This is a genomic window from Brachybacterium vulturis (assembly GCF_043641765.1).
Classification (GTDB): Bacteria; Actinomycetota; Actinomycetes; order Actinomycetales; family Dermabacteraceae; genus Brachybacterium; species Brachybacterium vulturis_A.
Genome location: NZ_JBHZRO010000012.1, coordinates 93025 through 117742 on the forward strand (window position 1 = coordinate 93025; position 24718 = coordinate 117742).

The following is a 24718-nucleotide window of genomic DNA, read 5'->3' on the forward strand; positions in this document are numbered from 1 at the left end:
AGCGCGGACCTCGACGTGGGGAGCGGGGGCGGGCCGGGGCGGGCCGCGCACCAGCGTAGGCCTCTCCCGGGGGCTGCCGCGGGCGCGGCCCCGGCGGCGGGACGTGAGATCCCCGTCATCGTGTGGCCGAGGCCGCCGATGCGGGGTAGAAGAGTACGGTGACGACCCCTGCGCCCCGCCGACCGCGACCCCTCGGCATCCTGCTCACGGTGTTCGCCGTCCTCACCGTCGGCGTGAACCTGCGCCCGGGGGCGACCAGCCTCGGGCCGCTGATGACAGAGGTCGTCGAGGACTACGGACGCGGAGCCTTCGCCTCGGGTCTGCTCACCGCCCTGCCGCCGCTGATCTTCGGTGCGTTCGGCCTGCTCGCCGTCCCGCTGTCGCGTCGGATGGGGCTGACCGGCACGATCATCGGCTCCTTCGTGATGGCCGCGCTGGGCCTGCTGCTGCGGCCCGCGAGCGAGGCCTTCGCCCTGTTCGTGGCGCTGTCCGGGTTCGCGCTGCTGGGCCCGGCGCTGGGCAACGTGCTGGTGCCGGCCTGGATCAAGCTGCACGGGGGGAACCGCACCGTCGGGCTGATGACGCTGTACAGCGCGACCCTCGCGATCGGCGGCTCAGCCGCCTCGGCGCTCGCGGTGCCGCTGGCCGGCACCGCGGCCGACGGATGGAAGGACTCCCTGCTGGTCTGGGGGGTGGTGATCGCGGTGCCGGTGGTGGTCTGGGCGGCGGTGCTGACCCGCACCGGGCACGACTTCCCGCCTCCCCCGGCGCACGGCGAGATCGGCGGCTCGCTGCTGCGCTCGCCCACCGCGATCGCTCTGACGCTGATGTTCGCGCTGCAGTCGCTGAACGCCTACACCCAGTTCGGCATGCTCCCGCAGGTCCTCACCGATGCCGGGATCAGCCCCGCACGGGCCGGGGTGCTGGTCGCGGTGATCGCCGGCTGGGGCCTGGTGGGCGGGTTGGTGATGCCGACGGTGATCGCACGGGTCCCGGGCCTGCCCTGGATCGTGGGCGGCTTCGGCCTGTTCAGCGCCGCCGGCTACCTCGGCCTGCTCCTGGTCCCGACGGTCAGCCCGATGCTGTGGGCGTGCGTGCTGGGCATCGGCGGTTTCGCCTTCCCCACCGCGATCGCACTGCTGCCCGCGCGCACCCGCTCCCCGCTGGTCACCGCCCGGCTCTCGGGCATGGTCCAGCCGATCGGCTATCTGCTGGCCGCGCTCGGCCCGATCACCGCGGGCATCCTGATGGACGCCACCGGATCCTCCTCCGTCGTGCTGTGGTTCCTGGCCGGGACCGGCCTGCTGTTGGCCGTCGCCGGCTTCCGGGTGGGGCTGCCGCGCCTGGTCGACCACGAGATCAGGTCCTGACCTCGCCGGGAGACGGCCCCGTGCGCGGCGGATTCCCCGGGAGGACCCGCCTGATCCATGGCAGGATGCACCCATGAGCCTCGTCCGCACCCTGCGCATCCTGGCCTCGCAGCGGCCGTCCCTGCCTCCGCATGCCCTCGCCGCCCCCGCCCGCGTCGAGCGGCGCCGGCACGGCCATGTACCGGTCACCTGGATCGATCCGCACCTCGCGAGCACCGCGACCATCGTCCATCTGCACGGCGGTTCCTATGTCGCCGGGGAGAGCGTGCAGACCTGGGACTTCCTCGAGGAGACCGCTCGCCGCAGCGGTGCGGCCGGGGCGATGATCCATTACCGTCTCGCCCCGCGCCACAGCTTCCCCGCCGCGATCGAGGACGTGCTGCATGCGCTCGATGCGCTCTCCACGCAGGCCACGCTGCGGCCCGGACGCTGGGTGCTCTCCGGGGACGAGGCCGGCGCCGGGCTCGCGCTCGCCGTGGCGCAGGTCCTCGCCGCGTCCGAGGTGGGGTCCCCGGCCGCGCTGCTGCTCTCCTCGCCGTGGGTGGATCTCACGCGCGAGGAGTACGCCGACGACCTGCGGGGGACGGCCGCCCGGCTCTACGCCGGCGCCGTGCCGCGCACCGATCCGCGTCTCAGCCCGCTGCTCGGCGAGCTGTCCGACCTCCCGCCGGCGCATCTGGTGACCGGGTCGCAGGGCGTGCTGGTCGAGGACGGCCGCCGCCTGGATGCCGCCTTCACCGCGGCGGGGGCCCGGCACCAGCATCTCGAGATCGCCGGCGGCGGCGACCAGGTGGCGCTCGTTGGCCCGGGTCCGCACTCCCAGCAGGCGCGTCGCTTCCTCATCGAAGCGGCCCGCCGGGCCATGGGCCTGGAAGAGACCGCGGGCGCCGGGCACTGACCGCGCCTGCGCAGGAGCGACCTGCTCATCGATGCCTGTTCATCGACCCCTGATCAGCACAGCCCGTTCAGCACCGTCCGGTCACCGCAGTTCGGGCTCGGCCGCGTCCGCGCGCCCGGTGTCCGCATCGAGCCGACGGCGGATCGTCGCCGCCGTCTCGCGGTCCTGCCGGGTGGCCTTGTCGACCAGCGCCGCGGTGTCATGCTCGGGCTCGTCCGGCTGCAGCACCGTCCACACCACGAAGCCGACGGTCAGCAGGAGGCAGATGCCGGAGAGGATCAGCAGCACGGGCCAGGAGAAGGCGACCGGCTCCCACAGCGGGGCGCCCGCGACGGACGGAGCGGCTCCTGCGACGATGCCCACTGCTGCCCCCTGATTTCGCGACGAGAACGCCCGAGGTCCATGGCGGTGCTCCCCGGGGCGCACAGATCACCGCCAGCATAACGCCGCTGTGCACCCTGAGGTTATGCTGGAAAGACTATGGCTGACGTTATTGTCGGGCGCTTCGCGCTCATCGATCTGATCGCGAAGGGCGGTTCCGGATCCGTCTGGCGCGCCTGGGACTCCAAGTCCCAGCAGCTCTGCGCCGCCAAGGTCCTGCGTCAGCGCGACTCCGCGGATCTGATGCGCTTCGTCCGGGAGAAGGGCGTCAGCTTCGACCACCCGCACCTGCTCACCCCCTACGGCTGGGGCGCCGAGGACGAGCACGTCGTGATCGCGATGCCGTTGGCCTCCGGCGGCACGCTCGAGTCCGTGGTGAGGACGAAGGGCAAGCTCGCCGAGCCCGCCGTGGTGGTGATCCTCGATCAGCTGCTGGACGGTCTCTCCCATGTCCATGCCGAGGGCTGGATCCACCGTGACGTGAAGCCCGCGAACATCATGTTCGAGCCGCGCGGCACCGCCTTCCCGGTCTCCCGGCTGGCGGATTTCGGGATCGCGGTCCACGAGACCGACGTGCGCTTCACCCATGTGGGCATGGTCAACGGCACCCCCGGCTTCATGGCCCCGGAGCTGTTCTCGATGGCCGAGCCGGTGCCCTCGCATGACCTGTACGCGGCCGGGGTGGTGGCGATGGTCGCGCTCCACGGCCCGATGAAGCTCCATGACGGCTCCTTCCGGCCCGATGAGCTGAACCAGTACCTGAAGGGGGTCACCCCGAAGCTCTCGGCAGTGATCCGCCGCCTGGTGGCGCCGCAGCCCGAGGACCGCTACCAGGACGCCGACACCGTGCGGCGCGACCTGCCGCGGGTGCCGCAGGGCTACCCGCTGACCCATGCCGACGGGGCCCCGCTGGATCTCCGGGACACCCTGGACCCGCTGCCGTCCGATGCCCCCGGGGCCGTCCGCCCGGAGCACCCGGCGCCCCCGGCGTCAGGCCCCTCGATGGAGGCGATCCGGTCCGGGCGGGTCCAGCAGGGCTTCGGCGCCGGCTCCCCGTCCTTCTCCCCGCAGACGGGACCGCAGTGGGCGCGGCAGCCATCGCCGCAGGGCGCTCCCTCGGCGCAGAGCGTGCCGTTCAGCCCGCATCCGTACACCGCGACGCAGACCGGCCCCACCGGGGGGAACGGTGCGAACCGGCGCAGCACGATGATCGCGGTGGCGCTGGGGACGGTCTCGGCACTGGTGCTCGGCGCGATCGTGGCGATCGTGCTGCTGCTGGTCTTCGACGCCCCGTCGGCCGGCGGGCCGTTCGACGGCGCGGCGGTGAGCAGCGTCGCCGCCTCCTGCGCCGAGGCGAGGGACGGCGAGGTGCTCGCCCCCTGCTGACCCGGGCTCAGCGGGCGGTGACCGCCGTGGTGTCCAGGGACTGCACCAGCCCGTCCCGCCGCGGATCCATCAGCAGCTCGATCCGCAGCGACGGCGCGCCCGGTCCGCGGCCAGGCACCGTCCAGCGGAGCTGGGCGCGGCTGAGCACCTGGGCCCCGTCGGCCCGCAGCTCCGCGAGCACCGGTGCGTCCAGCCCCGCGCTCGCCAGCGCCGCGGTGAGTCGGCGCCGCCGCTCCGCCCGCGGGACGTCGAGATCCATGGTGTCCGCGAACCAGGCATCAGCGAGGGTGTCGGGATCAGCGTCATCGCCGGCGTCCCCTCGCAGCCAGGACAGTGCCGCCTCGGCGGCCGCGACGGTGCGGGGCGCGGCCTGCAGCGGGCGCCGGGCGAGCAGGGCGGGCAGCTCTCGCTGCAGCAGGCGCAGGGTCTGCATCGACAGCGGGGTGGCCGGAGCGTACTTCGAGTTCGCCAGTGCCACCACGCCCACGCCGGAGTCGCGGTGCCACACCATGAAGGAGCCGTACCCAGGGTAGCCGCCGGAGTGGGAGATGACCTCGCCGAGGTCCGGGAAGTGCTCCACGACCAGCCCGTATCCGTAGCCGCGCACCCGGTCGAAGCCCGGGGAGGTGCGGGAGGGATCCGCAGGGTCCGCAGGCAGGGAGCCCAGCGGATGGTGGCGGTGCAGCTGCTGCATCTCGCGGCGGGAGGCGGTCGCCAGCGGCCCGGTCTGCCGGGCGGCGGCGTCGGGGGCATCGGCCGCGGCGAGGAAGCGCACCCAGGCCGCGATGTCGTCGACGGTGGAGAACAGCCCGGCCATCGCGCCGTACACGCCATGGCCGTCCAGCGGTACCGGTTCGAAGCGGCTGGCGTCGGTGCGGTCGGCGAGGCGGTGACCGGTCGCGAGCTGCGCGGTGTCGATCTCCTGCCCGGACCAGCCGCTGGCCGTCATCCCCAGCGGGGTGAGGAAGCGCCGCCGGATCTCGCTCGCGTAGTCGTCGCCGGTGATCTCATCGATCACGCGCCCCAGCAGCGCGTAGCCGGTGTTGGAGTACTCGAAGCCGGTGCCGACGCGGTGGACATGGCCCAGGCCCCCGCGCAGCGTCGCGGTGAACTCCTCGCGGGTCATCGCCTGCTGACGGTCGCCCCAGGGGTTGTCGGTCACCAGCCCGCCGCTCATGGTCAGCAGCTGGCGCAGGGTGGGCTCGCGCTCGTCGGCGGCGAGGTCGAAGGCCCCGGCGGCCTCGGGGACGTGGGCGGAGACCGGGTCGTCCAGGCGCAGACGGCCCTCGTCCCGCAGCGCGAGGAGCGTCGCGGCGGTGAACGACTTGGTCATCGAGGCGATGCGGGAGACGGTCGCGCGGTCCATCGGTCCGCTGCCCGCGGCGGGCAGGCCGCCGATCAGATGGCGATGACCGGCGGCGCCATGGGCCAGCACTGCGTGCTCGTGGTCGTGGCCGCCGATGATCGCCCAGGTCACACCCGATGTCTTGTGCTCGGCGACGGCGGTGTCGAACAGTGCGGAGACAGCGTCGAGCACGGTGGAGGGGAGGGCGGGGGAGAGCAGGCTGGTCTCAGGCATGTCAGTCACTGTAGAGCCTGCGGCGACCTCAGGCGGGACCGGTGAAGAAGCGGTGGATCACCGCGGCGACCTCCTTGCCGACCACCTCGGCGAGCCGTGCCGGGTCGGTGCGGGCGGGGTCGAAGGCGGCGGGCGCCGCGGCGGTCGAGGCGGCTGTGCCCTCGACGCCGTCGACGCCGTCGGCGCCGTCGGCAGGCTCCGGCACCGTCGCCCGCTCCTCGGGCCCCGCGGGCGCGACCAGGTCCTCGAGGGAGAACCCGCGCAGGGTCAGCAGCAGCAGTGGCGCATCGTCCACTGCCTCGACCAGCACGTACAGCAGCGCTGAGACGTGCCGGCAGGGGCCGGGCCAGTCCGGGCAGGAGCAGTCATGGGACAGCTCGGCGCCGTCCCGCGGCAGCAGGGACACCATCGAGGCGGCCAGCTCCGCCTCGATCTGCTGCGGATACTCGCCGGCGGCCAGGCGTGCCGGCAGCTCCGGATGCGCGCGGGCCACCTGGAGGAACGCCCGGCGGTCGTCCGGGCGGAAGGCCGGCAGCTCGAGCCGGGCCTGGTAGAGCTCGCCGTCGGCGTCCCGCACGTCGCCGCGCGCGACCCCGGCGTCGACGTCCAGCCACTGCACCCGACCGGCGCGGGCATCGGCCTTCCCGCGCCCCGTCCGGGCCGGGCCCAGCAGATGCTCCGCGCCATCGCGCAGCGCGACCGCATGCCAGCTCGTCCCGACCGCTCCGCGGCGGGAGCGCAGTGCGATGCTCATGAACCGTCCTCCTCGTCGAGGGAGAGCAGGTCGAAGAGCCGGTCATCGTCGAGGGAGGCCATCCAGTCCTCGCCCGGGCCCACCGTCAGCTCCGCCAGCGCCTGCTTGTCCTCGAGCACGGTGTCGATCTTCTCCTCGACGGTGCCGGCGCTGACCAGCTTGTTCACCATCACGTCGCGGCGCTGACCGATACGGAAGGCCCGGTCGGTGGCCTGGTTCTCCACGGCCGGGTTCCACCAGCGGTCCAGGTGGACCACGTGGTTCGCGGCGGTGAGGGTGAGCCCGGTGCCACCGGCGCGCAGGCTCAGCAGCATCAGGCCGGGACGGTCCCGGTGCTGCTGGAACTCGGAGACCATCTGGTCGCGATCGTGCTTGGAGACGCCGCCGTGAAGAAACGGCACGTCGATCCCGAACTCGCCGAACCTCTCCTGCCAGTAGGGGACCAGCAGGTGCCCGAAGGTGGTGAACTGCGTGAACAGCAGCGCCTTCTGGCCCTCCTCGAAGGCGGTCTGCAGCAGGTCGTCGACCAGCTCGAGCTTGCCCGAGCGGTGCTCGCCGTCCCGCACCAGCGGCGAGCCGTCACCGAGGTAATGGGCGGGATGGTTGCACACCTGCTTCAGCCGGGTGATGGCCGAGACCACCAGGGTGCGGCGCTGATTCTGCTCGGCGCCGTCGATCGCCACCCTCAGCTCGTTCACGATCGCCTCGTACAGCCCCGCCTGCTCGGCGGTCAGGTTCACCACCCGGCTGAGCTCGATCTTCTCCGGCAGGTCGGCGATGATCGAGCGGTCCGTCTTCAGTCGCCGCTGGATGAACGGGCCGGTGACGAGCTTGAGGCGGCTGAGAGCGGCGCCGTCGCCCTCCTCCTCGATGGGGGTCGCCACCCGTTCCTGGAAGCTCTTCGCGCTGCCCAGCAGTCCGGGATTGACCACCTCCATCAGGGAGTGGAGATCCGCGAGCCGGTTCTCCACGGGGGTTCCGGTCAGGGCCAGCCGGCGAGCGGCCTGCAGCGTGCGGGCGGCGCGGGTGACCTGGGTGCCGGGGGTCTTCACATGCTGGGCCTCGTCGAAGACCAGTCGGTGCCAGGGGACCGCGGAGAGCAGGGTCAGGTCGCGGGCCAGCAGCGAATAGGTGGTGATCACCAGGTCCTTCTCCGCGGCACCGGTGACGAAGGAGGTGTCCCGGCGACGGTCCCCGCCGTGATGGACGTGCACGTCCAGGTGGGGGGCGAAGGTCGCGGCCTCGCGCTGCCAGGCCCCGACGACGGACATCGGGCACACCAGCAGAGTGGGGCCGGCGGGGTCGGTCGGCGGCTCACCCTCGTCCATGCCGAGGGTGCCCTCGCGCTCCCGGCACAGCAGGGCGAGCACCTGCATCGTCTTGCCCAGCCCCATGTCGTCGGCGAGGATCCCGCCCAGGCGCTGCTGATCCAGCGCCCACAGCCAGTTCAGGCCGTCGACCTGGTAGGGCCGCAGCGTGGCCCGCAGACTGCGCGGCGGCGGGTGCGGGGCGGGGCCCGCCGCCCCCGGCATCAGCCGCGCCAGGCCGTGGTCGCCGCCGGCGAGCAGGGCCGTGACCCCGAAATCGACGTCCGCCGCCTCGGGGGACAGGATCAGCGAGAACATCTCCATCCAGGGCGCCCGGCCCTCGATCTCGGCCGGCACCGGCGCGGGGCGCGGCGGGTCTGTCGTGGCGGAAGGTGCTCCCGAGGAGGGTCGTGCCTCGAGCAGGCGGCCGGGCGCCGTCGACCCGGGTGCCGAGCTGCCCGCCGGCCGCTGCTCCTTCCTCTCTCCGCGCGTCCGCGCGCCGAAGGTGTCCAGGAACTTCTCCGCGGCGCGCAGCGTGCTGGCATCCAGCCGCACCCACTGCCCCCGCAGCCGCACCAGCTCGGACTGCGCCTCGCGGATCTCCTCCATCTCCGCCTCGGTGAGCTCGGTGTCGCCGACGGCGACCCGCCACCGGAAGGAGACCATCGCCCCGAGCCCCACTCCGGAGCCCTTCCGCTCGCCGGGCTCCTCCTCGACCTCCTGCGGGCGGACGGAGGTCTTCTGCCGGGTCCAGTCACGCGGCAGCAGCACGGTCAGCCCGGCCTCCTCGAGGGCGGGGGTGTCCTGGGACAGGAAGGCGGAGGCCTCGGCGGTGGTCAGCAGCCAGTCCACCCCGGTCTCGTCGACGGCCGCACCGCGCACCGTCGGCGCGAGCCGCATCACCGCGGCGGAGGCCTCGGCGGCCCCGGCGGTGGTGAGGTCGCCGACGGCCTGCAGGTCGGCCACGGGATGCACGGTCCCGTCGTGCTCCCGCAGGCAGGTCTGCAGCGGCCAGGCGGTCCCGACCGGCGGCTGGAACAGCCGCACCACCACCTCGCTGTCCCGCGAGCCGAGCGTGACCCCGGGCCGGCCGGAGTCCACGTAGGCGTCGAAGGCGGCGGTGAGGCGGCGCTGGGCGGGGAGGTCCGCGCGGAGCTCCCCCTCGTCGGCCAGGGCCCACAGCACGCCGAGGCGGTCCTCCGACGGTGCCTCGGCGCGGCGCAGGTGGGCGGCGAACGCGTCGCGGGCGTGCCCGTCCACCAGGGCGTGCAGCATCGCCGGGGCGTCCTTCTCGGGCGCGCGCCACTGCATCAGCGGCCGCCCGAAGCGTTCCCCCGCCCGGGCCCGCAGCTGGCGCTGCGCGACCAGCGACCGTGCACGCAGGTCCAGCACGATCGCCGCCACCAGGTCCGGCATGGCGATCAGCTCGTCCGCGAGCCGCACCGCGGCGCCGTCGCCGACCAGCGCGGCCAGATGCTCCTCTAGCTCCTCGCCGAAGCGCTCCTCGAGCAGGCCGGTCGCCGCCCCGACGAACCCGGTCAGCGCGGCGCCGGACAGCGGCAGGGCGGCCACCCGGCGATCGCCGTCGCGACCGGGGAGACGCACCCGGTGGCGCAGCCGGTCCGGAGCCTCGGCGAGGGCCCCGGCGAGCGGTGCGGGCGCCTCGCGCCGCAGGGAGACGAGGTCCTCGAGCGCACGCGAGCGCCGGGGCCCGGTCTGCTCGCGCACCCACAGGGCCGGACCGAGATCCTCGTCGACGACGAGGTGGAGGCGGCGGACGGGCATGGACTCAGACTAGGCGCCGCGCCCGGCCCCCGGCGGTCCCGGGGCCCGGTTGTGGACGCAGGGCCGGCTCCCGAGGGCTCACAGGCCGTCGATGATCAGTGCCGTCGCGTCGAGCCAAGCTTCCTTGGTCCGCGGGGAGACCCGATCCCAGTCCAGATGGGAGCCGTCGACGAACTGCCGCTCGTAGGGCACCTCGGTGACCGCGCGGGTGTGCGCACCGAAGTGCGCCCGCAGCCGGTCGCGCAGCGTCGCATCGAGCTTCCCCCTGGAGGAGTGGGACAGGATCGTCACCGCGTTGTCGACCTGCCCGGCCAGACCTGTCGCCCGCAGCTCGTCGATCATCCAGGCCGCGGCGTTGAAGGTGTCCTCGCGCACGGTGGAGACGATGATCAGCTGGTCCGCGCTCCTGACGGCCGCCAGCCAGTTCGAGGCCCGCACGTTGTTGCCGGTGTCGATGACCTTGATCCGGTAGAAGCGCGAGAGCGCGTCGTCGAGCTCGCCGAAGGCGGCGGCGTCGATCGAGGCGGCCGAGCCCGGGTCCTCGTCGGAGGCCAGGATGTCGAAGCGCATCCCGCCCTGCGGACGCACGTACGGGTCGAGGTCCGCATTGCTGGCCGCGGCGGAGCGCAGCTGGTCGATGTCGTGCAGCAGGTCCACTGCGGTGCGGTGATGGTCGGTGGGGATCCCGCGCCAGCCGAGCGTTCCCCGGGTCTCGTTGTTGTCCCAGGCCAGCACGTTGCCGCCGCGGGTGACGCCGAGGGTCGCCGCGATCATCAGGGAGGCGGTGGTCTTGTGGGCCCCGCCCTTGAGGTTGACCACTGCGATGTTGCGGGGGCCGTCCAGCGGCCGACGGATCCGCTCCAGGCGCTCCGTCTCCCTCCGCTCGCGCCGGTCGGGCCGCGGTGAGATCGCTCCGCGGGTGAGCCGGGTGATGAACCCGGGGACGCCGCGGGTGGCCTTGACCCGCTCGGGCTTCGCGGTCGAGGTCTGCAGGTCCTTGAGGGTGGGGCGCGTGCTGTCCGTCGCCGGCGCCGTGCGCGCGGGCAGCGGACGCTTCGTCCCCGCAGGCTCCTCGACGGGAGCGAACGAGGACGGGACCTCCGGCGGGGCGGAGGACGCTGATCCGGCGGAGGCTGCGGAGGCTGCGGACAGCGCAGAGGACGCGGAGGGCGCCGACCCGGTGGAGTGCGACCCGGCGGCCGATGCGGGCCGCGCCGCGGGGGGCATCGCAGCAGCGCGACGCCGCCTCCCGCCGTGCGGGCGCACGGCGGCCAGCTCCCCGGTGGTGGGGGAGCCGATCGCGGCGTGCTCGCCCGTGCTGGGCGAACCGACCGCGGCGCGCTCGCCGGTCCGCGGGCGCAGCGGCGACTGGGCGATCCCACGGGGATCGGCGGTGTCGTCGGTGGGCGGGGCGATCAGCGGGTCATCGATCCCGGGGCCGTGGACCGGCCGCTCGTCCGCGTCCCGGCCGGTGATCCGTCCCGAGGGCTCGACTCGCAGGTGGTGTCGCACATCCGGCTCGACGATGACCACATCGAGATCCTCGTCGGCGGATTTGGCCGCGGCGATGAAGGCCTGCTTCACGCGGTCCCGGATCTCCGGCAGGTCGGTTCCGGAGACCTCGATGGTCTCCTCGGCGAGATGCACGGTGGCAGTCGTGTCGGAGGTGATCCGCGCCTGCGCGATCATCTGGGTTCCTTCCGCGTCCTGAGCGTCGCCGCGCCCGGAGCGGGCGGGCGGCATGGTCCGCGCCCACTCTACGGGCGCGGAGTGCTCGTCTCCCGCTGCGGGATGCTTACAGTGGCGGCGTGCACACCACGCTTCTCACCGACCCGGCGATCCAGCGCGCGAACGAGGACGCCGCGGGAGTGCTCGGGCCCGTCGCCGTGGTGATCGATGGCGCAGGGGTGCCCTCCCGCTTCCGGGCCGGCTGCCGTCACCGCGTCGAGTGGTTCTCCCATGTCCTTGCCGCGCGACTGCTGGACCGCGCCCAGGAGCCGACCGTCCCGCTCCGGCAGGCGCTGGCCGGGGCGATCACGGACGTGCGCTCGCTCCACGAGGGGCAGTGCGATCTCGACCTCGGCGGACCGTCCGCGACAGTGGTCGCGGTGCGATGGGGTGCTGAGCACCTCGAGCACCTGGTGCTGTGCGACTCCTCGCTGCTGCTCGAGCGGGCCGACGGGACGACGAGGCGACTGACCGATCCGAGGATCGAGGACGTGGTGAGCGAGGAGGCCGGGGCGGAGGCGATCGAGGCCCGTCGCAATGCGGCCGGCGGATTCTGGGTGGCTCGGCACGAGCCCGAGGCGGCGGGGCAGGCACTGGTCGGCCGCACGGCGCTCGCGGATCTGCGGGCGGTCCACCTGGTCTCCGACGGCATCACCCGAGCGGTCGATCTGCTGGGACTGCACGATGACTCCTCGCTCGCCCGCGCCCTGCGCGAGGACCCGGGCGCCCTGCTGCGGCGCCTGCGTCGGGCCGAGGCGCAGCTTCCTGCCGAGCAGCGACCCCGCAAGCTCCATGACGATGCGACGGTGCTCACCCTTCGGCCGGATGCGCCCTGAGGAGATCGTCGGGATCGTCGGGGAGCGGGGCGGCGACAACGGCGCTATGATCGGACATCTCGGGCATGTTGTGCTCGCGGAAACTCCTCCTCGCCTCGCGGTTTGATGCACACATGACGAAGCCTGAGGGCGGCCGACGATCGCTTCCACTCGTCCAAAATGTACGTGCTGCCTGCGGAAACGGGATGCTCCTGCGCGTTTACAGCGACCCCCCGCAGGGCCTACACTCGCAGGTGCGGGGGAGCGTCGACGGGTGTGATCTCGGAGTCGATCGGGGATGGCACCCGGATCCCCTGGTAGTGTTCCGAGTGTCGGAAGACGTTGAAAACTTTACAGATGTGCCGTTCCTCAAGACCCCCCTCCTGGGGAGCGGCCAGACGGGCACCATGCCAGGTTCCCCCACCTTTGGCAGCCCGTCCCGCCTGTTCGCCCGCACCCACCCCTGACGGACGACAGGCATGACGAGCGGTCCGTGAGCCCCCGACACTGTCGGTTGAGTGCTCCGGGCCGCTCGTCGCTTTCTGCGCAGTGCGTCGATCAGCTGTGCTGTCGGGCTGGTCTTCTGCCGCTCGTGCCTCGCAGTACGTCGATCAGCCGAGGATCGCGACGTCGCTGCCGGGGTCCAGGCGGTAGCCGGCCCCGCGCACCGTCGAGATCAGGCGGCGGTAGCGGCCCAGCTTCGTGCGGACGCGGCGCACATGCACATCGACCGTGCGCTCACCGGTCTCCTCGGGCGACTCGGCCCAGACCGTCTCCATGAGCTCGGAGCGGGAGATGGTCCGGCGCGCATTGCCGGCCAGCTGCGAGAGCAGTTCGAACTCCTTGTAGGTGAAGTCCACGTCCTTCCCGTCGATCCGCACCCGTCGGCCGAACAGGTCGATGACCAGGCTGTCCTCGGAGGCGGCAGACGGGCTGGAGGGGCTGACGGCGGTGGCCTGCAGAGCACGGCGCCGAGCGGCCTCCGCATCCCGGCGCGCGGGCGAGGTGGGGGAGACCACGCCGGTGCGGCGAGAACGTTGCGGCGCCGCGGCGGGGGCATCTTGGCCGCGGGGCGGCAGGGGTCGGGCCGCGGCACGGCCGGCGGCGGCGAAGGAGTTCGGGCTGTTCACCGAGACGGCGATGCGGCCGTCGCGGACGCCGACCAGGCGCTGAGCACCGGTGCGCAGCTCATCGGCGAGCAGGGCGGTCTCGACGTCGCCGGTGCCGGCGGGAAGAGTGACCGTCACGGTGATGGTCACGGCATCGGTCGCGGGGCGCGGACGCGGCGCCGCGCCCCCTGCCCGGTGCAGCGGGCGCGAGGCAGGACGACGATCGGTGCGGGTGGTGGGGCGGTCCAGGGTGATGGTCATGATGCGAGGTCTCCGAGGTGCGGCGCTCTGAGCGCGGCGGCTGGTGGACCCGGGATCCCTGGGATCGACGCCCGCAGGCGGATCGTTCAGGGCTGTGCTCCCGGAAGCACCTGGAGCCCGCGCCTTCCGGCCGGCTCCTGTCAGCCGACCTCGGAGGAGTCGTGAGCGCTCAGAGGCTCGGCTGACGATGCATCATCGGCATCATCATCATGGACATCATCGAGCGCATCGCGGAGCGGACCACCCGGCGGGTGGTCTCGCGGAACGCGGCGTTCGAGGTCATGGCAGAAAGGATGCCCCGTCCCGTCCCGGAGAGCAAGAGCCTGTTCACATGGCGGGACGGAGACGGGGCACGGGGCGGCGTCGAGGTCAGTGCGAGTGGCCGGGGGCCGTCTCCTCGTGCGAGTGCGTGTACCCGCCCTCACCGTCCTCATCGGCATGGAAGTGCGGGGCCATCGGGCCCGGGTCCTGCGGGACATGGCCGCCGGCGGTGAACGCGGTGTGCATCTGCCGCACCCATCCCGCGAGCGCCGCGACCGTCTCCGGCTGCTTCCGCGACACCCCGATCACCGCGCGACCCTCACGGGCGTCGGAGGCGTCGGCCAGCATCTGCGCGACATCCACGTCGACGTACGGCGCGAGATCGACCTTGTTGATCACCAGCAGGTCCGCCCGGCCGATCCCCGGACCGCCCTTGCGCGCCACGTCGCCGCCGCCGGCGACATCGAGCACGAACAGCTGGGCGTCGACCAGGGAGGGGGAGAAGGTGGCGGTGAGGTTGTCGCCACCGGATTCGACCAGCACGATGTCCAGCGGATCGAAGTCGCGCTCGAGATCCTCGACCGCCAGCAGGTTCATGGTGACGTCGTCGCGGATCGCGGTGTGCGGGCAGGCCCCGGTCTCCACCGCGCGGATCCGCTCGCCCGGCAGCACGCCCTCGGCGCGCAGGAACTGCGCATCCTCGTCGGTGTAGATGTCGTTGGTGATCACGCCGATCCGGAACTCCTCGGCGAGGGCCCGGCACAGGTTCGCGATGGTCGAGCTCTTGCCGGTGCCGACGGGACCGGCGACGCCCAGGCGCAGGGCCCGGTGGGGGGTGGTGGTCTCAGCGTTCATGGTTCCTCCGATGGGTGGTGGTGGATGCTGGGGCGGTGCTCACCGCGGCGGTCATCGCGGCACGGCGCTCCAGGTGCGCGGACCCTGGGCCGCCCAGGGCGGGCCGAGCAGGTCCATGCCGGCGTCCAGCCGGCGGCGCAGGGTCGGGGCGTCGTGGGCGAGTGCGGAGATCTGCACGGTGCACGGATCCTGCCGCATCACGGCGCTGCCGGCGTCCGGGGTGGCGGCGGCCGGCCCGGGGGCGCCCTCGGGGTCGACGACGACGGCGTTGCCCACGGCGCGATGGCCGCCGAGCACGCTCGGGGAGCGTGACCCGGCGGCGCCGGGTCCCAGGTCGATCTGCTGGACCACCGCGGGCGCCCCCTCGCGGCGCACGCTCAGGCGGGCCGAGAGGGATCCCGGGTCCTCGAGGTGGCGGCCCAGCACCAGCTCCTCGCGGAACAGCAGCCGGGCATCGGAGGCCAGGTCGGCCTCGACGATGTGCTCGTGACGGCAGTCGCGGGCGGCGATCACCGGTTCGGGGATCCAGAGGCAGGTCGCGCCCTCGTCGATGTGCAGCCGGGTCACCCAGCGGGAGAGCTCACCGTGCGGACCGGGCAGCACCAGGGTTGCGCCGACATCGCGCAGCACCAGGGTGGAGCCGGCGCCCACGTGGATGTCCAGCAGGTAGGTGTCACCCCCGACGGGTCCGGCCGCGCTCGCCGACATCCGGATCCGGGCGGCGTCCCCGCCGCGCACGAACGGCTCCTCGCCGCTGGCGATCGTGGGACGCGGCGACAGCGGGGTGTCGGCCCGCAGGCGGGAGATCGCCGTGCGCCCGGCGCGCAGCTCGGTGGCGATCACCGCATGGCACAGGAAGGAGCCGCGGGACGTGCGGCGCCGTCCGCGGCCCGCCTCGACCTGTGCGAAGTCGGGCAGCGGAGCGACGCCCTCAGGAGGCGAAGAGACGCTGGTCATGATGGGAATGCAGCTCCGCGGCGAGGTCGGTGAGGGGGGCGGCGAGGGAGGGAAGCTCGCGAGGGTCGGAAGTGGCGTGCGCGGCCGCTCGCTCTGCCAGCTCGTCCAGTTCGGGGGCGAGCTCGGCGAGACAGCGATGGGTCGCGAACGGGTCGATGCTCATGAGTTTCACGGCGGCCACCGCCGGGGTCGCCGCCGCCTCGTAGAGCACCACGCCGGCGGCGTCCCGAGCATCGAGCCCGAGGGCGGCGGAGACCACCCCGTAGGCGATCGGCTGCTGCAGCGCGGCGCCGGCGGCATCGAGCACCGCGGCCTGCGCCGGGACGATCGAGCGCATGGCCCGCAGCAGCATCCGACCCAGGTCCTGCCCGATCTTCCGCAGGGCGGGGGAGGGGGTGCGCGCGATCAGCTCCCGGTCGAGCTCGGCGAGCTCCGCCCGCAGGCCGGTGAGGTCCCCGGCCTCGAGTGCGAGGCGGGTCCGGTGCTGCGCCGCCGCGGCGAAGGCAGCGGTGACCAGCCCGGTGGTGTGGACCCGGCCGCGCAGGTAGGCGGAGATGCCGTCGGCGTCGCGCACCCAGCCACGGGCGATCGCCTGCTCGAGACCGGCCGAGTGCGCATAGCCGCCGGCGGGCAACCGGCCGTCGCCGAGCAGCAGCAGGGCCGCCGATCGGGTGAGAGGAGCGGGCATCGTCAGAACAGGAAGTATCGCTGCGCCATCGGGACGAACTCGGCCGGTTCGTGCTCGATCAGCTCACCGTCGATCCGCACCGCGTAGGTGTCCGGGTCCACGTCGATCCGCGGTCGGGCCGTGTTCAGCGGCAGGTCGTCCTTGGTGACTTCCCGGGTGGAGGTGATCGGGACGATCTCGTGCTCGACCCCCATCCGTTCGACCACGTCGTTGTCCATGGCCAGCTCGGAGACGAAGGCGAGGCTGGTGGCACCGGCCGCCTTCGTGTGGGCGTTGAAGCCGAGCCGTCCCGAGACGGGCTGCGGGGTGGGGATCGAGGCGTTGGGGTCGCCGATCGCGGCGACCGCGGCCATCCCGCCCTTGAACACCGCCGAGGGACGCACCCCGAACAGGGCCGGCTGCCACATCACGAAGTCGGCGAGCTTGCCCACCTCGATCGAGCCCACGTGCTGATCGATGCCGTGCGCGACCGCCGGCGCGATCGTGTACTTCGCGACGTAGCGGCGGGCGCGGTGGTTGTCGGCCGTGGTGTCACCCTCGAGCGGGCCGCGCACGCGCTTCATCTGGTGCGCGGTCTGCCAGGTGCGCATGATCGTCTCGCCGATGCGACCCATCGCCAGCGAGTCCGAGCTCATGATCGACAGCGCGCCCATGTCCTGCAGGACGTCCTCCGCGGCGATCGTGCCGGCCCGCACCCGGGACTGCGCGAAGGCGAGGTCGTTGGGGATCTGCGGGTTCAGGTGGTGGGCGACCATCACCATGTCCAGGTGCTCGTCCACCGTGTTGACGGTGTAGGGCCGGGTGGGATTGGTCGAGGCGGGCAGCACGTTCAGCTCGCTCGCGACCTTGATGATGTCCGGTGCGTGGCCGCCGCCGGCGCCCTCGGTGTGGAAGGCGTGGAAGGTGCGACCCTTCACCGCCGCGAGCATGTCCTCGACGAAGCCCGCCTCGTTGAGGGTGTCGGAGTGGATCGCGACCTGCACGCCGGTGGCGTCGGCGATCTGCAGCGTCCTGTCGATGACGGCCGGGGTCGCGCCCCAGTCCTCGTGGATCTTGAAGCCGCCCATCCCGGCGCGCACCTGCTCGAGCAGCGCCTCGTCGTTCATGGCGTTGCCGCGTCCCAGGAACATGAAGTTCACCGGCCATGGATCCAGGCCCTGGAACATCTTCTGAAGCCACCAGGCGCCCGGGGTCGCCAGCGCCGCCTTGGAGCCCTCCGCCGGTCCGGTGCCGCCGCCGATCACCGTGGTGACACCCGCGTTCAGTCCCACCTTCAGCTGGTCCGGGGTGACGAAGTGGACGTGGGTGTCGACCGCGCCGGCGGTCATGATCATGCCGTTGCCGGCCATCACCTCGGTGGAGGGGCCGATCACGAGCGACTCGGTGACCCCGTCCATGACGTCCGGGTTGCCGGCCTTGCCGATCCCGCAGAAGCGGCCGTCGCGGATGCCGACGTCGGCCTTGACGATCCCCCAGTGATCCAGGATCACCACCCCGGTGATGACCAGGTCAGGGGTGCCCTCGGCGCGGGTGCGGGCGGACTGCAGCATCGATTCGCGGATCGACTTGCCGCCGCCGAACACCGCTTCGTCCCCACCGACGTAGTGGTCCTGCTCGACCTCGATCACCAGATCGGTGTCGGCCAGGCGGATGCGGTCCCCGACGGTGGGCCCGTAGCTGGCGACGTACTCGGAACGGCTGACCTCAGTCATCGAGCGGACCTCCGCATTCTCCGCGGAAGCCCAGCGCGATGCGCCGTCCGCGGAAGTCGATCAGTTGGACATCTTCCTCGGCCCCGGGCTCGAAGCGGACAGAGCCTCCGGAGACGATGTTCAGGCGCTTGCCGCGGGCGGCCGCGCGGTCGAAGTCCAGCGCCGGATTGGTCTCGGCGAAATGGAAATGGGAGCCGACCTGGATCGGGCGGTCGGCGGTGTTGACCACCCGGACCGTGAGGGGTTCGCTGCCGGCGTTGAGCAGCACCGGCCCCTCGGCCAGCAGGATCTCCCCGGGGATCACCGGGGCACGCTGATCCACCGCCTCGGCGGTGATGCGACGCGGAGCCTGGCGGCTGCCGGACCCCGAGCGGCGCGGCTCGCTGGGCGCGCCGACGCCGGAGCTCCGCACGGTCTCGTGGGGCTCGTACCCGCGGCCGGGATCGTCCGAGGGGTGGGCCGGCGGCTCGGGGGCGCCCTCCGGAGTGAGGCCCGGGTTGTCGAAGGGGTTCTTCTCCATCGCCGGCGCGTCGGCCGGATGCTGCGGAGGCTTCTCGTTGCTCATCGGGACTCCTTCACTGCACCGGGTGGGTGACGGTGACCAGCTTGGTGCCGTCGGGGAAGGTGGCCTCGACCTGGACCTGGGCGAGCATCTCGGGCACGCCCTCCATGACGTCGTCACGGCCCAGCACGTAGCGTCCGCCCTCCATGAGGTCGGCGACGGACTGGCCGTCCCGTGCGCCCTCGAGGAGATATGAGGTGATCAGCGCGGTCGCCTCCGGGAGATTCAGCTTCAGCCCGCGCTCCTTGCGCTCCAGGGCGAGCTTCCCGGCCAGGTGGACCATGAGCCGTTCCTGCTCGTGGACACTCAGGAACATTGCACACTCCTCGACGCACGGGGACAGGGACCTCATCTTGACCCCTGGGCAGGCCGGGGTCAATCCACGGGTGTCAGCGGCTCAGTCGACGACCCCGAACAGGCGGTCGCCCGCATCGCCCAGGCCGGGCACGATGTAGCCGTTCTCGTCGAGCTTCTCGTCGATCGCGGCGGTGACGATGGTGAGGTCGATGGAGGGATCGATGGCCTTCTCCATGGCCTTCAGTCCTTCCGGCGCGGCCAGCAGGGTGACGCAGGTGATGTCGCGGGCACCGCGCTCGTGCAGGTACTCGCAGGACGCGATCAGGGTGTTCCCGCTGGCCAGCATCGGATCCAGCACGAAGCACTGACGGCCGGAGAGGTCGTCCGGCAGACGGTTCGCATAGGTGGTGACCTCGAGGGTCTCGTCGTTGCGCACCATGCCCAGGAAACCCACCTCGGCGGTGGGCAGCAGGCGGGTGAGGCCGTCGAGCATGCCGAGGCCGGCGCGCAGGATCGGCACCACCATCGGCTTGGGGTTGGTCAGCCGGGTGCCGGTCATCGTGGTCACCGGGGTCTCGATCTCCGCCGGGGCCACGGCGACATTGCGGGTCGCCTCGTAGGCCAGCAGGGTCACCAGCTCATCGGCGAGCTGGCGGAACACCGAGGAGTGGGTGGCGCGATTGCGCAGCACCGACAGCTTGTGGGCGACGAGGGGGTGGTCGATCTGGAGTACGCGCATGGGGCGAATCTACCGGAGCGAGCTGCGGGGCGCGGCCCGGACGATCGGCCCCGGGGCCCTGCAGACGAATACTGGGTCCATGACCCGATACCGCTTCTACACCGCGACCACACTGGACGGCTTCCTCGCCGACGAGAGTGACAGCCTCGACTGGCTGCTGTCCCAGCCCGTCGAGGGGGAGAGCATCCTGCCCTACGACGACTTCATCGCCGGGATCGGTGCGATCGTCACCGGGCGCTCCACCTACGACTGGGTCCTCGAGCACGAGGGGGCCGTGGAGGGCGCCTGGGTCTTCACCCAGCCCACCTTCCTGTTCACCCACCGCCGGCCCGCCGCGGGGCGGGAGGGCGTCACCGTGGTCTCGGGCCCTCCCGCGGCGCATCGTGCCGCGATCGAGGCGGCGGCCGGGGGCGGGGACGTGTGGATCGTCGGCGGAGGCGGCCTCGCCGCCGAGTTCGCCCGCGAGGGGATGCTGGACGAGCTCTTCGTGTCGTTCGCCCCGGTCACGCTCGGCGCCGGCAAGCCGCTGCTGGGCGGTCGCTTCGACCTCGAGCTGCTCGAGCACGGCGCCCGCGGCGCCCTGCTCGAGGCCCGCTACCGCGTGGTGGGCGAGCGCGCCTGACCCGCCGGGACCGGGGCGACAATGGAGCCATGACCGATGACGCACTGATGGGCCTGGCGATCGAGGAGGCCCGCGCCGCCGCGGACCGCGAGCCGGCCGATGTCCCGATCGGCGCGGTCGTCACGAGCCCCGACGGCCAGGTCCTCGCCACGGCCGGGAACCGCCGCGAGGCCGACGAGGACCCCACCGCCCATGCCGAGATCCTCGCGCTGCGCCGCGCGGCCAAGGCCACCGGTCGCTGGAACCTCACCGGGTGCACGCTCGTGGTCACCCTCGAGCCGTGCACCATGTGCGCCGGCGCGATCGTGCTGGCCCGCATCCAGCGGGTGGTCGTCGGCGCCATGGATCCCAAGGCGGGGGCCACCGGATCGCTCTATGACCTGGTGCGCGAGCCGCGACTGAATCATCGCGTGGAGCTCATCACCGGGGTGCGGGGCCAGGAGTGCGGCGAGCTGCTGCGTGAGTTCTTCCGATCGCGGCGGAAACGGGTCGCCGGCCCCCCAGGCTGACCAGGGTGGGGAAACTGGTCGACCAGGCGCCTGTCCGGCTGGTCGGATCCGCGGTACTGTGATGACATGAGCGCAAAGACGGGCCCGGAGAGCAGGCCCGAGCGCCCGGAGCGGGTGGTGAAGGTTCAGGAGGCGAAGACCCGCCTCTCTTCGCTGCTGCGCGAGGTGGAGACGGGCAGCGAGGTCGTCATCTCGCGGGGGAGCACCGCGGTCGCCCGGCTCGTGCCCGTCGACGCCCCGCCCCAGAAGGACCGCCGGCGCCCGATGGGATTCCTGCGGTTCCGGGTCCCCGACTCCTTCTTCGACGAGCTCCCCGAGGAGGAGCTGCGGGCCTGGGAGGGCGAGGCGTGACCGAGCTGCTCGTGGATACCCACGTGCTGCTCTGGGCGATGGCGGAACCGGAGAAGCTCACTCCCGCCGCCGACGAGGCGCTCGCCGATCCGGACACCATCGTCTGGGTGTCCGCAGCGTCGGCCTGGGAGATCGCCACCAAGGTCCGCATCGGCAAGCTGCCGGGAGCAGAGTCCCTCATCCTCGACTATGCACAGCATCTCGAGAGGTGGTACGCGACGCCGCTTCTCATCGACTCCGCCGATTCGATCCTCGCCGGTTCGCTCGTGTGGGATCACCGGGATCCCTTCGACAGGATGATCATCGCGCAGGCGATCCGTCGGGGCCTTCCCCTGGTGAGCGCGGATACGGTCTTCGACAGCCTGGCGGGTGCCGATCGTCTCTGGTGACCGCGGCCCCGCCTGTCTCATCCTGTCCGGGCAGTGAGATGAGGGTCGGAGGAGCAGCGCGACCTCCTACAGTGAGCGGATCCGAGTCCGCTCCGCCACGACACGTCCCGCACCGTCTGCCGCCGACTCCGCCGACGGGGCCGAGGGAGAGTTCCATGCATGCCGCCGACCAGGCGACCGTCGTCGCCGAGGACGTCTCGAAGGTCTTCTTCTCCGGCGGGGATCCCGTCTGGGCCCTGGAGAGCTTCTCCCTCGCCCTCGAGCCGGGCTCCTTCACGTGCATCGTCGGCCCCTCCGGCTGCGGCAAGTCGACCTTCCTGCGGATCCTCGGCGGGCTCGAGGAGCGCACCGTCGGCGCGGTCACCATGACCGGCGCCGAGCACCCGGTGCCCGCGGCCTTCGTGTTCCAGGAGCACGGGGTGTTCCCCTGGATGACGGTGCTGGACAACGTCGCCTTCGGCCTGCGCATGACCGGTGTCTCCCGGCGGGAGCGTGAGGCCACCGCCCGGGACTGGCTCGCCCGGGTGCGGCTGACCGACGTCGCCGCTGCCTACCCCCACCAGCTCTCCGGCGGCATGCGCCAGCGCGTCGCGATCGCCCGCGCCTTCGCGACCGGGTCCCCGGTGCTGCTGATGGACGAGCCGCTGGGCGCCCTGGACGCCCAGACCCGCATGCTCATGCAGGAGGAGCTCATCGCCCTGTGGGAACAGGAGCGCAAGACGGTCCTCATGGTCACGCACGACATCGACGAGTCGATCATCCTCAGCGACCGCGTGATCGTGATGTCGGGCCGCCCCGGGACCGTGCGCGAGGACCTCACGATCCCCTTCGAGCGCCCCCGCTCCTTCGACATCGAGCGCAGCCCCGAGTTCGGCGAGCTGCGCTCTCGCATCTGGAACCTGCTGCGCGATGACGTGCGCACCGCCGAGGAGACCGCATGAGCACCGTCGAGAACCGCGGAGCGGGGCAGAGTCCTGCGGGCCGGCACGTCGAGGACGAGCGCGCCGAGCGCACCCTCGTGGCGGCCCGGGCCCACCGCTCCCGCGAGAGCCGCCTGCGCACCCGCGACCTGGTGCTCTCCATCGCCGCCCCGATCGTGCTGGTGCTGCTGTGGGAGGTGTGCGCGCGACTGCTGATCATCGACCCGCGGTTCTTCCCGCCGCCCACCACGATCCTCATGGCCCTGGGGGAGATGGCGCTGGACGGCGAGCTGTGGCGCCACACCGGCCCCACCCTGCTGCGACTGCTCGTCGGTGGCGGTCTCGGCGCGCTCACCGGGATCGTGGTGGGCCTGCTGATGGGCTCCTCGCGCGCCCTGAACGCCGCCTGCGGGCCCCTGTTCAGCGCGCTGTACCCGCTTCCCAAGATCGCGATCTTCCCGATCCTGCTGATGATCTTCGGACCCACCGAGCTGCCGAAGATCATCGCCGTGTTCATCACGACCTTCTTCGTCATGCAGATCGCGACCGTCTCCGGGGTCTGGGCGATCGACCGCCAGCTGCTCGAAGCGGGCACGGCGTACGGCGCCACCGGCTTCGCCCGCTTCCGCTTCGTGGTCCTGCCCGGGGCGATGCCCTTCGTGTTCTCCGGTCTGAGGACCGCCACCGGCACCGCCGTCGTGGTGGTCACCGCGGTGGAGTTCACCGGCGCGTCCACCACCGGCCTCGGCTACCTGATCTGGAACTCCTGGCAGCTGTTCATCCCCGAGAAGCTCTACGTGGGCCTGCTGGTCATCGGCATCATCGGTGCGGTCCTGACCACGCTGCTAAGCCGCAGCGAGAAGCTGCTGCTGCCCTGGCGCCGAGACGCCTGATCCATCTTCATCCCTCTCACCTCCAAGGAACCCCTGATGCGACGTCGCTCCCTGCTCTCCCTGGCCTCCGCCGCCGCTCTCGGCGGCGCGCTCGCCGCCTGCGGTCCGGCCGTGACCGGAAAGGATCCCGCTGCTGGCGCCGGGGCCGAGTCGGCCGCCGCAGTGCGGGTCGGCCACGTGCCGTCCTCCCTGTTCGCCCCGCTCTACGTCGCCGACGCGATGGGGTATTTCGAGGCGGCCGGCATCACCGTCGAGCTGACCCCGCTGAAGTCCGGTCAGGACGGCATCCCGATGCTCGCGGGCGACCAGCTCGACGTGATGATCGCGGGCTTCAGCGCCGGCATGTTCAACGCCCTGGACCAGGGTCTGGCCTTCAAGATCGTCGGCTCGATGGGGATCTCTCCGGGTGACCCGGAGAGCTCGCCCACCGCGCTCGAGGTCAGTCAGGAGCTCATCGACGACGGCTCGGTCACCACGGTCGCCGATCTCGCGGGCCGCAAGATCGGCGTGGCCGGCGGCCCCGGCGCGACCGGCGGCTACCTGCTGGCCGCCATGCTCGAGGAGGGCGGACTGACCCTGAACGACGTCGAGGTCTCCAACCTCTCCACCCCCGACCAGGAGCCCGCCATCGCCAACGGTTCCGTCGCCGCGGCGACCCCCTCGGCGCCCTTTTCCACCGCGATGGAGGAGGCCGGAGTCGCCTCGCCGCTGGCGGTCCCGACGCAGGGCACCACCGGCACCGGCGTGCTCTACTCCGAGACGTTCCTCGGCGGCGAGCTCGCGCAGAGCTTCTTCTCGGCGCTCGCCCAGGGCTCCCAGGAGCTCTCGAGCGACGGCACCCAGACCGACGAGGTCTACCAGATCCTCGCCGACACCCTGGGCCAGGAGCTCGAGGTGCTGAAGTCCGCCCCGATGTACTCCTACCTGCCCGATCTCGCGCCGCAGCCCGATCAGCTCGAGGCCATGCAGACCGTGTGGATCGAGGCCGGCCAGATCACGTACACCGAGCCGATCGACGTGAACGGGGTGGTCGACGCGAGCTTCGCCGAGGGGGCGAGCGCCTGATCGCCGTCCCCGCGCGGTCCTCTGCGTGGTCGACCGCGCGGCCGACCGGCGCGGTGGGCCGGGAGCGCCTCCGGTCCTGAGCGGTCGCCCCGAGGCGCATCCCGGGCCGAGCGACCCGGCCGGTGTGCATCCACTGGCGCTGTGCGTGCAGACAGGCCCGCATGCGCCGGTGGATGCGCGTATACCGCCAGTGGATGCAATGACGGTCCAGCGAAGCGCCCGGATGGTCGGGAGGACACCCCCGACGGCTCGGAGGGGTGCCCCGGCGGCACGGCGGAGCAGCGCGCCCTGTGCCACGGGTGAGCGCTGCAGGGGCGCTGATGGCGGTGCCGGGGACTCCGCTCCTGCCTGGTCCGGCCGTGCCCGTGGAGGGGCGGCTTCGCCGCTCGGCGGGCTGCTGGCATCGGAGGGGCAGGGGACCACTCAGGCCTCCGGAGTGACCCCCTGCACACCCGGAACCGCAGGTCTGTGAGGTTTGTTGCGGCAGATGAACCAATCGTCCGCACCAGGTGCCCGGCGATGCTT

At 72.4% G+C, this 24718-nt stretch carries 24 protein-coding genes; 11 read left to right on the forward strand and 13 right to left on the reverse strand.

Annotated features, from left to right (window positions below; all coding sequences use genetic code 11):
• The first annotated feature begins 158 nt into the window (after positions 1–158).
• Positions 159–1370 (forward strand): MFS transporter, encoded by a 1212-nt coding sequence (locus ACHUEU_RS10920; protein ID WP_394216150.1) that lies wholly within the window; start codon positions 159–161, stop codon positions 1368–1370.
• Between the two features lie 73 nt (positions 1371–1443).
• Positions 1444–2268, forward strand: coding sequence for an alpha/beta hydrolase (locus ACHUEU_RS10925; RefSeq protein ID WP_394216151.1), 825 nt, complete (start codon positions 1444–1446; stop codon positions 2266–2268).
• Positions 2269–2349: 81 nt separating this feature from the next.
• Here the strand turns inward: ACHUEU_RS10925 and ACHUEU_RS10930 are convergent, their stop codons facing one another.
• Entirely contained in the window at positions 2350–2631 is a 282-nt protein-coding gene (locus ACHUEU_RS10930) for a hypothetical protein (RefSeq protein ID WP_394216152.1), read from the reverse strand.
• Between the two features lie 117 nt (positions 2632–2748).
• Between ACHUEU_RS10930 and ACHUEU_RS10935 the strand changes: the two genes are divergently transcribed.
• A complete protein-coding gene (locus ACHUEU_RS10935; RefSeq protein WP_394216153.1) occupies positions 2749–4035 on the forward strand; it encodes a serine/threonine protein kinase in 1287 nt (428 codons plus the stop codon).
• A 7-nt stretch (positions 4036–4042) separates the two neighbouring features.
• On the opposite strand, the gene ACHUEU_RS10940 is transcribed toward ACHUEU_RS10935, so the two are convergent.
• The 4 genes from ACHUEU_RS10940 to ACHUEU_RS10955 form a co-directional block, all read right to left on the reverse strand.
• Positions 4043–5614 (reverse strand): serine hydrolase domain-containing protein, encoded by a 1572-nt coding sequence (locus tag ACHUEU_RS10940; RefSeq protein ID WP_394216154.1) that lies wholly within the window; start codon positions 5612–5614, stop codon positions 4043–4045.
• A 28-nt stretch (positions 5615–5642) separates the two neighbouring features.
• Positions 5643–6368 carry an SWIM zinc finger family protein gene (locus ACHUEU_RS10945; protein ID WP_394216155.1) on the reverse strand — a complete coding sequence of 242 codons (726 nt, stop codon included), beginning with the start codon at positions 6366–6368 and terminating at the stop codon, positions 5643–5645.
• On the reverse strand, positions 6365–9460 hold the full coding sequence (locus ACHUEU_RS10950; protein ID WP_394216156.1) for a DEAD/DEAH box helicase: 3096 nt from the start codon (positions 9458–9460) through the stop codon (positions 6365–6367). The genes ACHUEU_RS10945 and ACHUEU_RS10950 overlap by 4 nt, the downstream gene beginning before the upstream one ends.
• A 78-nt stretch (positions 9461–9538) precedes the next feature.
• Positions 9539–11149, reverse strand: coding sequence for a MinD/ParA family ATP-binding protein (locus ACHUEU_RS10955; RefSeq protein ID WP_394216157.1), 1611 nt, complete (start codon positions 11147–11149; stop codon positions 9539–9541).
• A 119-nt stretch (positions 11150–11268) separates the two neighbouring features.
• Here ACHUEU_RS10955 and ACHUEU_RS10960 point away from each other — a divergent pair, with 119 nt between their 5' ends.
• A complete protein-coding gene (locus ACHUEU_RS10960) occupies positions 11269–12024 on the forward strand; it encodes a protein phosphatase 2C domain-containing protein (protein ID WP_394216158.1) in 756 nt (251 codons plus the stop codon).
• A 590-nt stretch (positions 12025–12614) separates the two neighbouring features.
• Here the strand turns inward: ACHUEU_RS10960 and ACHUEU_RS10965 are convergent.
• The 8 genes from ACHUEU_RS10965 to upp form a co-directional block, all read right to left on the reverse strand.
• Entirely contained in the window at positions 12615–13373 is a 759-nt protein-coding gene (locus tag ACHUEU_RS10965; protein WP_394216159.1) for a winged helix-turn-helix domain-containing protein, read from the reverse strand.
• 369 nt (positions 13374–13742) lie between these two features.
• A complete protein-coding gene (ureG, locus tag ACHUEU_RS10970) occupies positions 13743–14489 on the reverse strand; it encodes an urease accessory protein UreG (RefSeq protein WP_394216160.1) in 747 nt (248 codons plus the stop codon).
• A 51-nt stretch (positions 14490–14540) separates the two neighbouring features.
• Complete coding sequence (locus tag ACHUEU_RS10975; RefSeq protein ID WP_394216161.1) at positions 14541–15446, reverse strand: urease accessory protein UreD; 906 nt, start codon at positions 15444–15446, stop codon at positions 14541–14543.
• On the reverse strand, positions 15421–16134 hold the full coding sequence (locus tag ACHUEU_RS10980) for an urease accessory protein UreF (protein WP_394216162.1): 714 nt from the start codon (positions 16132–16134) through the stop codon (positions 15421–15423). The genes ACHUEU_RS10975 and ACHUEU_RS10980 overlap by 26 nt, the downstream gene beginning before the upstream one ends.
• Before the next feature lie 2 nt (positions 16135–16136).
• Positions 16137–17846, reverse strand: coding sequence for an urease subunit alpha (locus ACHUEU_RS10985; protein ID WP_394216163.1), 1710 nt, complete (start codon positions 17844–17846; stop codon positions 16137–16139).
• The gene (locus ACHUEU_RS16490) at positions 17839–18411 is read right to left on the reverse strand and encodes an urease subunit beta (RefSeq protein WP_463454939.1); all 573 of its coding nucleotides are present in this window, start codon (positions 18409–18411) and stop codon (positions 17839–17841) included. Before ACHUEU_RS16490 ends, ACHUEU_RS10985 begins: the two co-directional genes overlap by 8 nt.
• A gap of 10 nt (positions 18412–18421) precedes the next feature.
• Positions 18422–18724: an urease subunit gamma gene (locus ACHUEU_RS10995; protein WP_394216164.1), complete on the reverse strand. Its 303-nt coding sequence runs from the start codon at positions 18722–18724 to the stop codon at positions 18422–18424.
• A gap of 81 nt (positions 18725–18805) precedes the next feature.
• Positions 18806–19444, reverse strand: coding sequence for a uracil phosphoribosyltransferase (upp, locus tag ACHUEU_RS11000; protein WP_394216165.1), 639 nt, complete (start codon positions 19442–19444; stop codon positions 18806–18808).
• Positions 19445–19523: 79 nt separating this feature from the next.
• Here upp and ACHUEU_RS11005 point away from each other — a divergent pair, with 79 nt between their 5' ends.
• The 7 genes from ACHUEU_RS11005 to ACHUEU_RS11035 all read left to right on the forward strand — a co-directional run bounded on the left by ACHUEU_RS11005 (position 19524) and on the right by ACHUEU_RS11035 (position 24193).
• Positions 19524–20066: a dihydrofolate reductase family protein gene (locus ACHUEU_RS11005; protein WP_394216166.1), complete on the forward strand. Its 543-nt coding sequence runs from the start codon at positions 19524–19526 to the stop codon at positions 20064–20066.
• 29 nt (positions 20067–20095) lie between these two features.
• Positions 20096–20575 (forward strand): tRNA adenosine(34) deaminase TadA, encoded by a 480-nt coding sequence (gene tadA / locus ACHUEU_RS11010; protein ID WP_394216167.1) that lies wholly within the window; start codon positions 20096–20098, stop codon positions 20573–20575.
• A gap of 66 nt (positions 20576–20641) precedes the next feature.
• Positions 20642–20926 (forward strand): type II toxin-antitoxin system Phd/YefM family antitoxin, encoded by a 285-nt coding sequence (locus tag ACHUEU_RS11015; RefSeq protein WP_394216168.1) that lies wholly within the window; start codon positions 20642–20644, stop codon positions 20924–20926.
• Entirely contained in the window at positions 20923–21315 is a 393-nt protein-coding gene (locus tag ACHUEU_RS11020; protein WP_394216169.1) for a type II toxin-antitoxin system VapC family toxin, read from the forward strand. Before ACHUEU_RS11015 ends, ACHUEU_RS11020 begins: the two co-directional genes overlap by 4 nt.
• 155 nt (positions 21316–21470) lie before the next feature.
• Positions 21471–22256: an ABC transporter ATP-binding protein gene (locus ACHUEU_RS11025; protein WP_394216170.1), complete on the forward strand. Its 786-nt coding sequence runs from the start codon at positions 21471–21473 to the stop codon at positions 22254–22256.
• Positions 22253–23128: an ABC transporter permease gene (locus ACHUEU_RS11030; RefSeq protein WP_394216171.1), complete on the forward strand. Its 876-nt coding sequence runs from the start codon at positions 22253–22255 to the stop codon at positions 23126–23128. The genes ACHUEU_RS11025 and ACHUEU_RS11030 overlap by 4 nt, the downstream gene beginning before the upstream one ends.
• A gap of 36 nt (positions 23129–23164) precedes the next feature.
• A complete protein-coding gene (locus ACHUEU_RS11035; RefSeq protein ID WP_394216172.1) occupies positions 23165–24193 on the forward strand; it encodes an ABC transporter substrate-binding protein in 1029 nt (342 codons plus the stop codon).
• The last annotated feature ends 525 nt before the right edge of the window (positions 24194–24718 follow it).